Origin of the sequence: Aneurinibacillus migulanus (assembly GCF_001274715.1) — a bacterium.
GTDB lineage: Bacteria > Bacillota > Bacilli > Aneurinibacillales > Aneurinibacillaceae > Aneurinibacillus > Aneurinibacillus migulanus.
This window is the reverse complement of sequence record NZ_LGUG01000004.1, coordinates 4408060-4423720: the sequence shown is the minus strand read 5'-3', so window position 1 is coordinate 4423720 and position 15661 is coordinate 4408060. Positions and strand designations below refer to the sequence as shown.

The window sequence follows — 15661 nt, the reverse complement described above, 5'->3', positions numbered from 1 at the left end:
AGTAAAAGTTCTTTAATACAGTGACTTTTACCAACAACTATATAAGTTACACTTAATATTTTGATAGGGTAGCGTGGTTGGAAGGAGGAGGGATGGAGAAAGAAGAGGATGGATACGCCCTGCGCTCCGGCAGAAAAAAGGCCAGCGTGTCTTTTTCCAACCGCTCCCGCCCACCGCCCTTCCTTCTTTTCTTACTCATATGGACTATAATGCGGCAGCAGAACCGCACCTGAACCGATGCGGATGGTAGAAGTAATAGCGCCAAGTTGGCCAAGTAACACTTCAGGTGAAGGATTGGCCAGATGCTCCATTCCATGATGTTCGGCGACCCAGTAGCGTGTATAGCCAAGTTGTTCTGCTCTTTGCAAAAGATGAGCGGTTTGAGCTAGTGCTTCTACGGCGCTGCTTCCGCTTGAAATTGGAGATTGATCAAGTATACTTACCTTCATTTGTTCCTCCATGGTACACATCAGCAGGGAGGTGAAGAACCTTAAGCTGATGGAAGTTTGGCTTTATGGTAACAACTTAGGTTGCAGAACGCAATTTCCACTTATATTATGATAGCGATGCAACTTTTCTTTATAGCAATTCGTACCATTTACTATCTTAATAGATGCAGGTGATTGTATGTATCGAATTTTTATTATTGAAGATGATCCGAAAATCGCTTCTATTCTGCATGATTATCTTACCAGATATGACTATGAAGTAGTGCAAGCCCAGGATTACCGCGGGGTAAAACAGGAATGCATAGAGGTGCGCCCGGATTTGGTTCTGCTGGATATTAACCTCCCCTATTATGATGGATTCTACTGGTGCCGGCAAATTCGCACTCTCTCTAATGTGCCCATCATTTTTATTTCAGCGCGTACAGGGGAAATGGATCAGGTAATGGCAATTGAAAACGGGGGAGACGACTATATCACCAAGCCGTTTCACCTCGAAATTGTCATGTCCAAGATTAAAAGTTTACTGCGTCGAACATACGGGGAGTATGCCGGGAGCGACCTTGCTACCCGCAATGTTTATCATGTGCGCGGTCTATATCTTTACAGTGATCAGAATGTCGTGGAGTGGAAAGGGATGCGTAGCGAACTCAGCAAGAAGGAATTTCGTCTCTTTAGCTGCCTTGCCCAAAAAGCGAACCAAATCGTATCAAGAGAGGAATTATTAGAGGTGCTGTGGGATGATGTAGAGTTTGTCGACGATAACACGTTGTCTGTCAATGTTACAAGGGTTCGCAGGCGGCTGGGCGAACTTGGCATCCGGAATGCTATTGAGACGAAGCGCAGTCAAGGCTATCGTTTGGTAACGAATTGGGAGGACGGACAATGAATATTAGAACCTTTTTACTTGATCGGCTTGCCTATTTGTTGTTGTACGCCATCAATCTGTTTGTGATTCTACTTGTCATCCAACTTAGCTTGTTCCATTCCCACCAACCGCTTTCGTCTTCGATTGTTTTCTATATTATTCTTTTATCGTGTACAGGCCTTTTTTTTGTACTTGTGTTTGATTACATACGGCAGCGTCCGTTTTATCATAAGTGCGATCGGCTTTATACAGGGGAGCCTTCTTTTGAAGACATGTATATACAAGGAGCCTGTACACGGGAACAGTGGATTTTCGAGAGATTGTTAGAACGGCAGCACGCCCACTATAAGCAGGAACTTTTTCGTTATCGGAAGCAACAGGAGCAGCACCGCCATTTCGTTCAGCGTTGGGTTCACCAGATGAAGACCCCTGTTTCGGTCATCGATTTGCTGCTGCAGCAAGCGAATAATGGCTCACGGGATAATGACCCGTACCGGTGGTTAACGAGCCTTCAAGAAGAAAACGAAAAGCTTGCACACGGTCTCGATATGATGCTATACAACGCGCGCCTCGATTTGTTTGAAAAAGACTTTGTACCTCGCAAAACATCCATCGTACATATGCTGCGGTCGCTTATCCACGAGTACAAAAAGCTTTTTATCAGGACTTCCATTTTTCCAAAGCTAGAAGCGGATCAGGAAGAAGTTATTGTAGAGACAGACGAGAAATGGATTCGCTTTGTTTTCCAACAATTGCTTACTAATAGTATCAAATATTCGTCTAGGGCGGATAAGCGATCGAAAATCGTGCGGGTGGTTTTGTTTCAGAATGATCAGGGCTGGCATGTACGCATCAGCGACGAAGGGGTCGGCATTCCTCCGCAGGACGTTTCGCGCGTATTTGATGCATTCTTTACGGGAGAGAACGGGCGTGCTTTTGCTGAATCGACCGGGATGGGGCTTTATTTATCCAAGCAGATTTGTGATCGTCTTGGACATGGACTTGCTGTTACATCCGAGCATGGCAAAGGAACAGAGGTTACCGTATCTTTTTATGAGCGCGCGCATCTCTACCATGATGCAAACATGACAAAACTGTAAGATTTTATGTTTATTTTGCAAGAAAGATCAATAGGACCTTATGTTTTCTTGTTCTATACTTACCGTACGAAAGCGAAACGAGAACAAGAGGAGGAGAAAGAATGGAGGTACTGCGTGCACACGCGCTGACCCGAATATATGGAACAAAAAAAAGCATGCTGAGCTACAAAGCGCTTAACGAAGTTAGTCTACAGGTAGAAGCCGGAGAGTTTGTCGGCGTGATGGGACCATCTGGTAGCGGAAAAACAACATTGCTTAACCTGCTGGCCACAATCGATCGACCAACATCTGGAACACTGGAAATTAACGGAGTAAATCCATATCAGCTTAAAAAAAGAGAGCTGGCTTTGTTTCGTCGACGTCAACTGGGCTTTATTTTTCAGGATTTTAACTTGCTCGATACGTTGTCTGTAAAAGAAAATATCATTCTTCCACTCGCGCTGGACGGAATAGGAGAGAAGGAAATTGAGCAGCGGGCAACCGATATTGCAAGCCTGTTAAACATTGAAAGTATTCTTAATAAACGTACATACGAAATTTCAGGAGGACAACAGCAACGTGCTGCTGCAGCACGTGCGCTTATTCATAACCCGGCGATTCTGCTGGCCGATGAGCCGACAGGTAATCTTGATTCCAAAGCAGCAAACGATGTACTGGAATCACTGCGAAGTTTGAATGAAGAAAAGAACGCCACCATTCTTATGGTGACACACGATCCATTCGCTGCAAGCTTCTGTGAGCGTATCGTATTCATTAAGGATGGTGAGCTGTTCACGGAAATCCGCCGCGGTACAAGTCGACAAGTGTTTTTTCAGCAGATCCTTGATACATTGTCCATGCTAGGAGGAAGCGCTTATGACGTTTCGCCGGATCGCTCGTAGCAATATAAAGGGGAATCTGTACCGTTATCTGACGTATTACGCCAGTACCGTATGTATTGTGATGATCTTTTTTATGTATGCGGCATTTATTTTTCATCCGGACGTAGCTACAGCCCATTTCAGGCCATCCGTTCGACGGGGAATGATTCTGGCGGAGTACATCATTATCATTTTTTCGTTCTTCTTCATGCTGTATTCAAGCTCCGCATTTTTGACGGCACGCAAAAAAGAATTCGGCTTGCTGAATCTGCTTGGTATGAGTCAGCCCCAGCTTAATCGGCTACTTATATATGAGAGCATCATCATTAGTGTTCTGTCTATCGGCACAGGTATAGGGCTTGGGTTCCTGTTTACCAAGCTATTTTTCATGGTGCTTGATGTACTTCTTGAAATGCCCGAGCCGCTGGCCTTCATCATTGCGCCCGAAGCACTCGGTTTAACCTTTCTCAGCTTTTTTATTCTTTCGCAATTGTTATTTCTTGTTCCGCTCTGGCGGGTGGGCAGGACGCCGATTATCGAGCTTTTGCGTGTTGCCCGTCAGCCGAAGCAGATGCCTGTCTACTCGAAGTGGCTCATCTTGTTCTCGTTGTTCTGCCTGGGTGCCGGCTATGGCATGGCCTGGTGGGGGGGGAAGGACTACTTATTTATCCTGATGCTGCCTATTTTAGTTGCCACCATTATTGGTACGTATTTTCTATTTACACAGGGCAGTATCGCCATTTTATATCGTCTGCGCCACAATCGTCGTCTGTTTTACAACCGAACGAATCTGCTTATCGTCTCCCAGCTCATATTTAAGCTGAAAGACAATGCGCGTGTATTGTTCTCCGTTGCCATTCTAAGTGCGGTCGTCCTTACGGCTAGTGGCACGTTTTATACGATGTTTGCGGGCATGAAGCAGTGGGCGGAACTGAATGTGCCTGACACGTTTAGCTTTCTAGCAAAAAATGAAGACGATGCCGCCAGATTTGAACAGGCTGTGTCCTCTGCTGCGTCTAAGGAGGGGATCGGTGTGAATACACCGGAACGAATAATCATGCTGACAATGAAAGTCGTGACGAAGGTATCGGGAAATGTACCACCATTCCGTCAGCCAGAAGAAGCGCATGTGTTGTCTGTCCGTGATTTTAATCATCGTGCGGAACGTCTGGGAACACCAACAATACAGCTTGAATCCGGAGAGATGCTACTGCTTACGCCTTACAGGCAGCTTACTGATCCGGTTTATCCTGTTGATACAGCTATTACATTCACATCCGGTGCAGTTTCAGAAACTGCGAAGCTTAAAGAACAGCGTGCAGGAACGAACCTGAATTTGTTCACATACACGATTGTACTGCCTGATAGTGATTTTGCTGCCTTGCATGCACAAGTGCCGCCTTCATCGCGCCACGTGTACAGCGTGCTGAATGCAGAAAAATGGCAAAAGACGAAACAACTTATGACGCTCGTTCGGAGCGAGCTGCCGCCGTCCTGGCAAAAGGACATTGCTACGCGTATTGAACCGTATTTGGAGGAACGTGATAGTTATGCACTGACTTTATTCCTCGGCGTATTTGTCGCGATCCTGTTCTTTATCGCTGCCGGCAGCATGATTTATTTTCGGTTGTTTACGGAGCTACAGGAAGATCGTGCGCAGAATATGGCGCTCAGCCGCATCGGTATGACGGAAGAAGAATTAAAGCGAATCGCCACAGTCCAGATCGGGATTATTTTCTTCCTTCCGTTTCTCATCGGCAGTATCCATGCTGCATTTGCGCTGAAAACATTGGGTGACATTCTTGCCATCAGTGTGTGGAATTATGGTTTGCTCGTCATTGTAGTGTACTTCATCATGCAGCTTATTTATTTCCTGTTAAGTCGTCATATGTACTTCAGACAAATACATCGTGCAGGATAAAGAAAGAGAGGAAAAATATATGAAACGCAAATTCGCTTTAGCCGTACTTACTGCTACATTAGCTTCTACCGTTCTTCCGCAAACGTATGCTAATGTGCTGGCCGCACCGTCCAGCGAATCGGCACAGAACAAAAAACAAACTGAACAGGAAACATGGGGAAAATGGGTGCGTAACCATGCACATGGGCTTGATACGATTGAACCTGCTACTGCTGAGAGAAAAGATACGTTCTCTGATTTGAAATTTTTGAAGCAAGCATTGAAGGATAAGCGTATTGTATTGCTTGGAGAGAGCTCGCATGGAACGGCTGAATTTAGTTCAGCTAAAGTTCGTCTCATCCAATTTTTGCATCAGGAGATGGGATATGACGTTATCGCTTTCGAATCCGGGCTTGGTGAAGCTTCTGCCGCCTTTGCACAAGCAGATAGCCAAACATCGCTTGATACGATGAAGCAAGCCATTTATCCGGTTTGGCATACGAAGGAAACGCTTCCGCTGTTCGATTATATTAAGCAGAATACTAATACAGAGCATCCACTTATTTTAACCGGATTTGATATGCAGCCACATCGCACATTTACTCCATTTGCCCGGCAATGGTTTGCCCATATCGATGCAGAACGAGCTACTCAACTGGAACAAACAGAACGACAGCTTGCTCAGCTTTTTCGATTGGAAGCTACCCTAAAGGAATTTAGTGCATCCAAATCAAAGCTGGTGCAGCAGTATAATGAGCTAAAGAAATTCATAAAAGATAACAAGGATGCATTGCAGCGTGTATATCCGGACCGCCCGGAGCTGATAAGCATAGTGGACCGCGTATTTGATTCGCGATTGCGTGCTTTGAACGAATACTTGGAGCCGAACATCCGCCTGTATGAAAATTATCAAAATGGCAAGTATGAGCCGCCGGCATCACTGGAGGAAAATCCGATTTATCTGCGGGATAAAGCGATGGCCGAAGATCTTGCCTGGCTGGCAGAAACGTTGTATCCGGACAAAAAAATTATTGTCTGGGGACATAACTCGCATATCCGCAAGAAAAGCAGCGGGGTGAAAAACGATTTGATATTCGGTGGTGCGCCGAATATGACTGAGCTTCTCCCGGAACGTCTGAAAGAGCAGGCGTATTCGATCGGCTTGTACATGTACCAGGGTGAGAATGCAGATAACTCGCAGGAAAAGCATCCGGTCAAACAGCCGGAAAATCCTGAGAGTCTTGAAATGATTATGAAACAGGCTGATCAGCGGTATGCATTCGCAGATATGGCCCAGGAGAAGCGGAAAAAGGGGACCGAGTGGATGTTCGAGTCCCGACCTGCATTCTACTGGGGAGGGATGTTTGAAGAGCAGTTTGTGCCACGCGAACAATATGAAGGAATTCTCCAGATTGATACAGTGCATGCACCACATTATTTGACGGGCGAATCGGAGAAGAAGCAGGACAAGGAATAAGATACAGCATGCACGTCTGTGCCTTGAAAAAGCATTCATTCCCTATGGGAGTGAGTGCTTTTTTATTTTCAGACTAAAACTAATTAAAAATATATATATTACTTTTTTAAAGTTGATATGGTAAAATAAATAAAGAGAAGATAAACATGGAAAAACAGTTAACTATAAAGTGAGGAGAAAACATATGATTGATTTTATGTCTGTTATAAAAGAAAGACGTTCCGCTACAAAGTTTATTCAAGATGTTGAAATTTCCCAGCAAGAGCTAGATGATATGTTCTCATTAACTAAGTTTGCTCCATCCGCATTTAATTTACAGCATGCACACTATCTTGCTGTTACTGATCCGGCCCGTAAAGAAGAAATATACGAAGCTGCTAACAAGCAGTATAAAGTGAAAACCGCTTCAGCTACTATTTTAGTTTTGGGAGATACGAAGGCATACCAGCAGGTCGGTCGGCTAAATGAAGGTCTTTTGAATCTCGGTGTACTAAATAGGCAAGAATACGATATAACTGTAGAGTCTACTATACAATTTTATGAAAAACGAGGCGAGATTTTTCAGCGGGAAGAGGCGATTCGCAACGCGAGCTTATCGGCTATGCAGTTCATGCTGATTGCGAAAGCTAAAGGGTGGGACACGTGTCCGATGATTGGCTTCGATCCGGAAGCAATACGTAGCTTGTTCAATATTCCCGAGCAGTATATTCCTGTACTTTTAATCACGTTAGGCAAAGAAGATATTTCGAGTCAAAGACCACGGGGATATCGTAAACCGATTAGCGAATTTGTTACATATAACTCTTTTTAAGGCTGGAGAAAAATCCGTTTTTTGATAAAGAAGAACGGATTTTTTGTATTTTTATGGAATGATAATTATCATTAAGTTAAATAAAGTTGCAATGTTGACTTCTTTTGTTGTAACAGTGATAATTACAACGGAAGGGTGGGATGTATGAAAATCAGCAGCCGCTTTACTATAGCCGTACACATTTTATCTTTATTATTCATTGAGAAGAACGGTCATTGTACATCAGAGTGGATTGCGGGAAGCGTTAATACGAACCCGGTAGTGATTCGCAGAATTATCGGACAGTTGAAAAAAGCAGGACTGGTGCATGTGCGTCCGGGGGCCGGCGGAGCTTATCTTTTGAAGAAGTTAGAAGACATTACTCTACTTGATGTGTATCAGGCAGTAGAAGTGGTGGAGGAAGGAAAACTTTTTCATTTCCATGAGCAACCTAACCCTGACTGTTCTGTTGGAGCTAATATTCAATCCGTACTTGAATTGATTTTACGTCGGGCTCAAACGGCAATGGAACGAGTTCTTGCAGAGATAACGATGAGAGAACTCGTGGCGGATTTAGTCAAAAGAATGTAGAGAGAAAGTGTAATGGAGGAGAGGCAAAAATGTGACAGTATAGATTAAGGGATATTCCGATTTTGTATGTTCTTTCTGTACGTTGGACCGGGATAAAAACTAGACATAAAGACTAAAACGGAGATGATGAAAGGATTGAGGTATACATATGAGTAGTCACACAAACAGTTTTGATGCTGCACAGGCGCCTACACGTTCACGAAGGTTATGGATGGCTCTTATACTGGGGGCGTTAACAGCGTTCGGGCCGCTGTCCATTGACATGTATCTGCCTTCGTTACCCGCATTGACCAGTGATTTGAGTACGAGTACATCGTTGGTTCAGATTAGCTTGACAGCCTGCTTGCTGGGCCTTGCGTTCGGACAATTGCTCGTCGGTCCCCTCAGTGATGCACGCGGACGTCGTAAGCCGCTTATTGTCGCTCTTATCATCTATGCTGTTTCATCGTTGTTATGCGCTATCAGCTCTTCTATCTGGGTATTAATTGTCTTGCGTGTTGTTCAAGGGATGTCGGGTGCAGCAGGTATTGTAATTTCCCGTGCTATGGTACGCGATATGTATTCTGGTTCAGAGTTGACGAAGTTTTTCTCTCTTTTGATGTTGGTTAATGGCGTCGCTCCGATACTTGCCCCGATTACAGGTGGATTGCTGCTAGAGGTAACCTCCTGGCGTGGGGTATTCGTTGTACTGAGTATTTTGGGGGCGATCATGCTGCTTGGAGCTCTCTTCGGCTTACCTGAGACATTGCCTAGTCAACGTCGCTCAACGGGCGGAATTAAAGGTACTTTATTTACGTTTCGTTCTCTTATTAGTGATCGTGTCTTCATGGGCTATGCATTGTCGCAAGGATTGGTGCTTGCCGCTATGTTCGGCTACATATCAGGCTCCCCGTTCGTTCTGCAGAATATATACGGAGTTTCACCGCAGACATTTAGCATACTTTTTGCGATTAATGGTCTCGGTATTATTATTGCCAGCCAAATCACCGGTCGACTGGCCGGGAAGGTCAGTGAAACGAGGTTGCTTGTCACCGGCCTTGGGCTTGCCGCGCTTGGCGGTATCATATTGCTTGCCATGATTTTAATCGGTGCAGGGCTTTTGTCCGTTATGATTCCTTTATTTTTCGTTGTATCAAGTGTCGGTATTGTAACAACAACCGGTTTTTCACTGGCAATGCAAAACCAAGAGCGTTCTGCAGGTAGTGCTTCCGCGCTATTAGGGCTTCTGCCGTTTATTTTTGGAGCGATTGCAGCGCCGCTGGTCGGACTGGGCGGTAGTCATACGGCTGTTCCGATGGGCATCGTCATCGCCGTCTCTGAGGTCGGGGCTATCGTATGTTACGCTCTCATGGTACGTCGCGGATAGGTTTGCTATTTGAGCTGTGGCTTCTGAAATCATACTGGATACCGTGTCGTTTCAGGAGCCACTCCTTCATGCACATAGGATTAAAAGTGTTTTTGTGTACATAGGTCAATCATATAATGGATGAATGATTGTGTTGCTTTTGCGCGCTGCCATCTTGAGGGTAAATGAAAGGCCAGCTTCTTTCCTTTGCGGATGTCGATAGCTTCTAAGAGTAATGGATGCCAATTAGCAGAAACAATATCTAACGCGAAGTGTACGGACTGCTTTTTAGGAAAAATATTTTGACATTCCAAGGTATATAGAATTCTACACAATGTACAAACAGCATCTGCCATTACATCATCTATGAGATACAACCAATGACTTTGAGATTTCTTACGCCAGTATGTGTGCAAATTATACTTCATGGTTTCCACAACATCTGACCAACAAACAGGTATGTTTAGGTGACTGGCTTCGGGACCGTGAATGGAAATACCGTATTGTTTTACTGTCCACCATGTCACTGCGTTATTATCCCAGAAACCCTGTCGAGCTTTCCCGCTGGCGAGATGTACATAAGGGGGAATTTCGTCGTTTGGCTTACCTAAATCCTCTGTTGGAATGTACATGCCATCCATTCTCTTTGCCAGTGAGTTCATCGATGTTAGTTTCTTGTGAATGTTTGTGATTGTAATGATGTCATTTTTTGTTGGACGGCTTCTTAACAAGGTTAAAAAATCAATATCACTTTTGGAAGGCTCATACGCTTGTAGAGCGACGGATCCATACACATAAATACCATGTATTTGAGTGGGCAATGCACTACGTACTAACTGGGTATATTTTTTGAGCAAAACGTCGACTTCGATTGGGATTGTTTTCGAGCTTCTCAAATTACATTACCCCCTACTATTCTTATTCCTTGACGAATAAGACCTTTCCAAAAAGGAGATTCTTCAGGCTCCGTTATGACTACACTTATTCCATTTATGTATGCAAGATAAGCCCATGCTGTCTCACGTGCGTCGGTTTGTTCTACCTGTTCTAATTCCTGCCCCTTTTTAATCATTAAAGATAGAAACTCAATAAATTCTTCGGAAACAGTAAAGATTTCTTTGGTTAGTTCAGGGAATCTTTCATGTTGATTGATTACATAATGAATTAGTTTTAGATAGGGTACACGTTTGGATAGTGCTGTAATATGTTGGATTACCATTTTTGTAATTTGTTCAGCTGGGTCATGTGTTTCAGGCTCGATATTTATGAAGAGGCTTTTTAATTCTGTTAACGATTCCAATACAGCACAATGAAAAAGGTCTTCTTTGCTTGGAAAATAAAGAAGAACAGTGGATGTACTCATACCGGCCTTTTTGGCGATCATAGAAATCGTAGTTTGGGAAAAGCCGTTTACAGGAAAAAGAGAAATTGCTACTTGAATAATATTGTTTCTTTTTTCTTGTCGATACTTCTCATTAATGGTTCTAGCCATATTACCTCCAAAATTAAATAAATGAACATTCATTTATTTAATATATGGTATGTGGAATAAATAGTCAACCTATTAGAAAAGTAACCTATATAAATCACACTTGATATTTTGACAGGGGAGTGTGGTTAGAAAGAGGAGATTCGGAAAAAAGAAGAGGGTGGATGCGCCCTGCGATCCGGCAGAAGAAAAGCCAGCGTGTCTTTTTCCGACCCTGATGGCAGACATCGTGGATACAGGGATAGTGAAGGGCGATAACCCATATATTTTAAAAATCGTTGGGATTCATGCTGCTGGTTGCCGCTGTAGGCATGATTTGCTCCATTTCAGCCAGCAGGGTTCAGCAAGCTGATTCGCAATCGAAAAAGAGGCTTCCGGTAATAAAGGAAGCCTCTTTGTATGTTTTTACTTTTATTTACGAGGATTTGTTCTTATTATTTATTGTCAGGATACTGTTCTCGATTTTATTAGCCAAAGAAATAACGCTGTTCATGACCTGATAGGCATATTTTATTTTCGGCAACAGATAATGGATGCTAACGGCGGTGAACGCGCCAAGAGTAATGCCCGCCAATACATCGCCTGGATAATGTACGCCCACCCAAACACGGGAGAAGGCAATGCCGAGTGCTAGGGCTAACCAGGCCCATCCTACTTTTTTATGAAATAACCAAAAGGAAACGGCAATGACAAACGCTCCTGTAGCATGGTCGCTAGGAAAGGAGGCATTGGCACTATGAGGGATAAGCTGCACGATATCATGTGTGACAAAAGGACGTGGGCGGTAAAAGAAATGGCCGATAATCCTGCTAATCCCAAGCGCTATACAAGCAGAGAACAAAGCTTGCATAACCATATACCGATTTTTTCTAACGCCAGTAAACCAATATAAGAAAACACTTAAATAAAGAATATATTCTCCGTATAAGGAGAAGCCTTTCATTAGAAGGCCAAGGGAAGGATAGAAAGGAACCAATTGGTTAATATCTTGAAATAACAATGCATCTGTTTGAGAAAGTTTCATAATTAAATTGTACCTCTACTTAAAGAATATTTCGTAACGGAAGAGTTCTTCTATGTTCGTTTTACGTCTAGAATATCAAGTAAGAACACGAAGGTAGGGATTCCTACGATAAGGCCCCATACACCAAAAAAGTGTTCGGAAAAAATCAAAACAATGAAGGTATAGAACATAGGTAAATTGGTTTTCGATGCCATCAATTTCGGATTAAGCAAATAGGCTTCCAATGAGTGGAGCACGACAACCATCACAAGTACATAAATAACCTTGATGAACCCGCCGATGCTGAAAGCAATGGTACATAGTGGAATCAGGGAAATAATAACCCCTGCGACCGGGATTAGACCAAGGACGAAAATCATGAGCGCGAGTCCGAACAACTGAGGAAAGCCCATAATCCACAGCATGATTGTCGATAAAACACAGTTTGTGAGTGCTATTAGAAATTGTGCTTCAATCACTTTTCCGAAAGTATGAACAAACTTCTTGCCGAAAAATTCGATTTCGTTAAAAAACCATGCAAGTTTACTAGTTTTGAACTTGGCAGTAAATTGGGTGACCTTTGTTTTTTCCAACAGAAAAAACAAACTCAAAATCAGCGCCAGTAGCATGTTTAAGCCCCAATTACTAATTTTAAGCACGAAATCCAAACTTTGCTTTACATAGCCCTCAATATTTACATCGCCTAAGAGAGAAACAACATACTGTACGAGTTCATGATCTTGCTGCTCGTTGTATACACTCTTTGTTAAATTCGTCAATTGCGTGATTTGATGGACAATAGTCGGGAGTGCTTTATATATCCCTATAACAAGAATCAAAATCAAAATTATGTATAAAAATAATAGAACAACCTTTTGATTTACTGGAAATAGCTTGTTTAATTTTTGTGTGGCATAGTTGTATAAGCTATTCATTAGAAAGGTAATCAAAAAGGTTAATAGTATGATATTAAGCATGCTTTTCATACTATATAGGACAAGACAAAGAAACAACAGTATAACTACACGTCTGATACCTTGCTCACGAAAGAGATTCTTGATTTCCATTAGAACGTCCTTTATTTTTTTTAGTTTGAGTGATAGAGATGGCCACTAACTGCCATCTTCATAATTCTATTTTTTATATAACAAAAAATCAAGCAAGGATAAATTTTCTTTTATTAAGCGATAGGCTATTGACAAGCCTATAGAACAGAAGTAGGATGGGTCCTGTATCATAATGAATCTTCGTTAGGTGAGGCTCCTATACAAACATAGGCCACTGCCCAGAAATATCGAAAGATGCCCATGGGTAGAACAGGGATTGTCGGATTAAGGCTTTTCCTAATGTGGCTAAGAGATGATTTCTCTTTACGGTGTATAGTGCTAAAACTCGACTAGGAGGGAACGGAATGTTTTTTTGTGTGCATTCATTAAAACCTCCAGGATATCTGGAGGTTTTTTACTTTTGTAAGGGGGGACTATCTATATGGATGACAGTAGTCGAACGTACGGTTTAAGTTTATATATGTTCTGTAAAGAGGGAGAAGCGCGTTCTTCTTACTTACCATGCTTCGTTTCTTATTCTGCCCGTTGCTGGAATGAGTGTATATAAGCATGTGTATTTGACGTACAGCGCCCCTCTCTGTTACAGGGAGGGCCTTTTTATGCCCTTTTTCAGTTATGGAAAAAATTTCTTATATAAAATAAAGGTTGTGTATGTATGGTTAAGAAGCTTAAAAGGCTCGATATTCCTATATTAGTGCTCATTACTTGTCTGTTTTTTATTAGTACTGCTGCTATTTATAGCGCAACAAAAAATACGCATTATGTTGGATTACATATAAACAATATCGTTATGTTTGTTATGTTCTTTGTTGTGATGGTCGTTGTTGCAGTCAGCGATTATCGAACATACACAAACAATTATTCATATCTTTTGTACGGAATAGGGTTGTTGCTCCTTATTTCTGTTTTGCTTTTCGGGGAAACAATTAACGGATCGAAACGCTGGGTGGGCTTTGGGCCGATGAAATTCCAACCATCTGAATTATTTAAATTATTTTTAATTCTCGTTATAGCCAAAGTGCTGGCAAGGAGAGAAGGGGAATCTTTAGAGTTGCTGCGCGATGTGGGAAGCGTTGGTATTATAACGATTATCCCCTTTTTGCTTGTATTGAAACAGCCGGATTTAGGAACATCCATCGTATTTCTCTGTATCGGTGCCGGTATGCTCTGGGTAGGAAATATACGGTTTTCGCATGTAGTTTTAGGCGGTGCCGCTTTTATGAGTGCAGTTGTGTCCCTTATTAGCCTGTACTTTATTAATTTTGATGCCTTCTCCAAGGTGATTAAAGGCCATCAGATCCAGCGAATTCAAACATTTCTCGATCCGACAAGCGATCCGGATAGCGGATGGCATGTGCTTAATTCTCAAACTGCAATTGGCTCAGGGAAGCTGCTTGGACACGGTTTTACGAACGGAACTTATGTTCAGAGCGGCTTTATTCCGTACGCATATTCCGATTCGATTTATGTTGTAATCGGAGAAGAGTTTGGCCTTTTAGGGTCAATGCTCCTGCTGCTCCTTTACTTTTTATTAATTTATCGTATGGTAAATATCGCTCTAGATTGTAAGGAATTATCTGGTGTATACATTATCGCCGGTGTGATTGCGATGCTTGTGCTACAGATTTTCGAAAACATCGCCATGCACGTAGGGATTATGCCGCTAACCGGAATTTCATTGCCGTTTATTAGCTACGGAGGCAGTTCGTTATTGATTAATATGATAGCCATCGGTCTTGTATTAAGCGTACGGGTACATCAATCCAAGTTTACGTTCATTGACGAATGAATAGATTTTTAGTGCTTTTACAGCCTTTTTTGTTATAATAATAAATGAGTAATAATTATAAATAAGGAGGGCTTTAGATTATGTATGATATTGCCATTATAGGAGCCGGTCCGTCAGGCGCAAGCGCTGCACTTTTTTCTGCAAAGGCTGGAAAGAAAACGCTCTTGTTGGATAGTGATCAAAGCATTACGAAAAAAGCATGGATCGAAAATCATTATGGTGTCATGGAAATTACAGGCCCGGACCTTGTAGATATAGGAAAAAAACAGGCTGAAAAATTCGGAGCGGAATTAGTTCAGGGTAAGGCTGCAAGTATCCAGAAAACAGATCAGGGCTTCCGTATCGAAACAGACAATGGTGAATTCGAAGCGAAACATGTTGTCTTTGCTACTGGGTTGTTCGTTGACCTAGCCGAGAAAGCTGGTGTAAAAACAAAGCCCGGAACGGAGCCTCGAATCAAAACGGTACTTGATGCAGACCAGAACGGAAAAACAAATGTGGACGGAATCTGGGCTGCAGGTACTTGCGCAGGCGTGAGCGTGCATACGATTATTACGGCAGGTGATGGTGCGAAAGTGGCCATTAACATTATTAGTGAATTAAATGGTGAAAGATACGTTGATCACGATGTGCTTAAATAAGCAAAATGTAAAAGGGTGCTGAAAAGCATCCTTTTTTCTTCCGATCGTATACTAAACGTTGCTTTTGCAGCAGTCATACATAAGAGTGGCTTGGCGGTTGCTTGCCTGATAGCTTGGCACCTGCCAAGTTTTTTTATTTTAATAAAAAACGGTTGACTTATACATTAGGGGGGTATAGTATAAAGGTAAGAGAACAATTTGCAAAGAAAGAGTTAGTTTAAGTATAGAACAATTTTTTTTAAGGATACCTTATACAATACAGGGGTATTCTATAGTTGGAACGAACGGGATGTTT

16 protein-coding genes, 1 pseudogene and 1 riboswitch are annotated in these 15661 nt (G+C 42.5%); of the genes and pseudogenes, 11 read left to right on the top strand and 6 right to left on the bottom strand.

The genetic code is table 11. The features are described 5' to 3' along the window. Positions 1-52: 52 nt before the first annotated feature. Both AF333_RS36235 and AF333_RS23040 read right to left on the bottom strand, forming a co-directional pair. Positions 53-199: a hypothetical protein gene (locus AF333_RS36235; protein ID WP_235496898.1), complete on the bottom strand. Its 147-nt coding sequence runs from the start codon at positions 197-199 to the stop codon at positions 53-55. Next, positions 195-449: pseudogene (locus tag AF333_RS23040) on the bottom strand (LLM class flavin-dependent oxidoreductase); the annotation flags it as partial. The pseudogene AF333_RS23040 and the gene AF333_RS36235, both read right to left, overlap by 5 nt. A 178-nt stretch (positions 450-627) precedes the next feature. Here AF333_RS23040 and AF333_RS23035 point away from each other — a divergent pair. From AF333_RS23035 to AF333_RS23000, 8 genes are all read left to right on the top strand, one after another. Continuing rightward, positions 628-1335: a response regulator transcription factor gene (locus AF333_RS23035; RefSeq protein ID WP_043067804.1), complete on the top strand. Its 708-nt coding sequence runs from the start codon at positions 628-630 to the stop codon at positions 1333-1335. Then, positions 1332-2414 (top strand): sensor histidine kinase, encoded by a 1083-nt coding sequence (locus tag AF333_RS23030; protein WP_043067803.1) that lies wholly within the window; start codon positions 1332-1334, stop codon positions 2412-2414. Before AF333_RS23035 ends, AF333_RS23030 begins: the two co-directional genes overlap by 4 nt. Before the next feature lie 101 nt (positions 2415-2515). Continuing rightward, the gene (locus tag AF333_RS23025; RefSeq protein ID WP_043067802.1) at positions 2516-3295 is read left to right on the top strand and encodes an ABC transporter ATP-binding protein; all 780 of its coding nucleotides are present in this window, start codon (positions 2516-2518) and stop codon (positions 3293-3295) included. Then, positions 3270-5195 (top strand): FtsX-like permease family protein, encoded by a 1926-nt coding sequence (locus AF333_RS23020; protein WP_043067801.1) that lies wholly within the window; start codon positions 3270-3272, stop codon positions 5193-5195. The genes AF333_RS23025 and AF333_RS23020 overlap by 26 nt, the downstream gene beginning before the upstream one ends. A gap of 19 nt (positions 5196-5214) precedes the next feature. Beyond that, the gene (locus tag AF333_RS23015) at positions 5215-6651 is read left to right on the top strand and encodes an erythromycin esterase family protein (RefSeq protein ID WP_052812324.1); all 1437 of its coding nucleotides are present in this window, start codon (positions 5215-5217) and stop codon (positions 6649-6651) included. 184 nt (positions 6652-6835) lie between these two features. Further along, positions 6836-7462 (top strand): nitroreductase family protein, encoded by a 627-nt coding sequence (locus AF333_RS23010; protein ID WP_043067800.1) that lies wholly within the window; start codon positions 6836-6838, stop codon positions 7460-7462. A gap of 144 nt (positions 7463-7606) precedes the next feature. After that, on the top strand, positions 7607-8032 hold the full coding sequence (locus AF333_RS23005; RefSeq protein ID WP_043067799.1) for an Rrf2 family transcriptional regulator: 426 nt from the start codon (positions 7607-7609) through the stop codon (positions 8030-8032). Between the two features lie 148 nt (positions 8033-8180). Further along, on the top strand, positions 8181-9398 hold the full coding sequence (locus AF333_RS23000; RefSeq protein ID WP_043067798.1) for a multidrug effflux MFS transporter: 1218 nt from the start codon (positions 8181-8183) through the stop codon (positions 9396-9398). An 80-nt stretch (positions 9399-9478) separates the two neighbouring features. Here the strand turns inward: AF333_RS23000 and AF333_RS22995 are convergent, their stop codons facing one another. Together AF333_RS22995 and AF333_RS22990 are read right to left on the bottom strand one after the other, a co-directional pair. Then, positions 9479-10273 carry an aminoglycoside adenylyltransferase domain-containing protein gene (locus tag AF333_RS22995; protein ID WP_052812323.1) on the bottom strand — a complete coding sequence of 265 codons (795 nt, stop codon included), beginning with the start codon at positions 10271-10273 and terminating at the stop codon, positions 9479-9481. Continuing rightward, complete coding sequence (locus AF333_RS22990) at positions 10270-10869, bottom strand: TetR/AcrR family transcriptional regulator (RefSeq protein ID WP_043067797.1); 600 nt, start codon at positions 10867-10869, stop codon at positions 10270-10272. The genes AF333_RS22995 and AF333_RS22990 overlap by 4 nt, the downstream gene beginning before the upstream one ends. Positions 10870-10990: 121 nt before the next feature. Here AF333_RS22990 and AF333_RS34375 point away from each other — a divergent pair, with 121 nt between their 5' ends. After that, a complete protein-coding gene (locus AF333_RS34375) occupies positions 10991-11218 on the top strand; it encodes a hypothetical protein (protein WP_173585740.1) in 228 nt (75 codons plus the stop codon). A gap of 63 nt (positions 11219-11281) precedes the next feature. Here the strand turns inward: AF333_RS34375 and AF333_RS22980 are convergent, their stop codons facing one another. Further along, positions 11282-11890 carry an undecaprenyl-diphosphatase gene (locus AF333_RS22980; RefSeq protein ID WP_043067795.1) on the bottom strand — a complete coding sequence of 203 codons (609 nt, stop codon included), beginning with the start codon at positions 11888-11890 and terminating at the stop codon, positions 11282-11284. A 50-nt stretch (positions 11891-11940) separates the two neighbouring features. Continuing rightward, positions 11941-12936 carry an AI-2E family transporter gene (locus AF333_RS22975; protein ID WP_043067794.1) on the bottom strand — a complete coding sequence of 332 codons (996 nt, stop codon included), beginning with the start codon at positions 12934-12936 and terminating at the stop codon, positions 11941-11943. Positions 12937-13108: 172 nt separating this feature from the next. Then, positions 13109-13279: riboswitch (M-box (ykoK) riboswitch) on the top strand. 312 nt (positions 13280-13591) lie between these two features. Here AF333_RS22975 and rodA point away from each other — a divergent pair. Then, entirely contained in the window at positions 13592-14725 is a 1134-nt protein-coding gene (gene rodA, locus AF333_RS22970) for a rod shape-determining protein RodA (protein ID WP_043067793.1), read from the top strand. An 80-nt stretch (positions 14726-14805) separates the two neighbouring features. Then, complete coding sequence (locus tag AF333_RS22965; RefSeq protein WP_043067792.1) at positions 14806-15366, top strand: NAD(P)/FAD-dependent oxidoreductase; 561 nt, start codon at positions 14806-14808, stop codon at positions 15364-15366. The last annotated feature ends 295 nt before the right edge of the window (positions 15367-15661 follow it).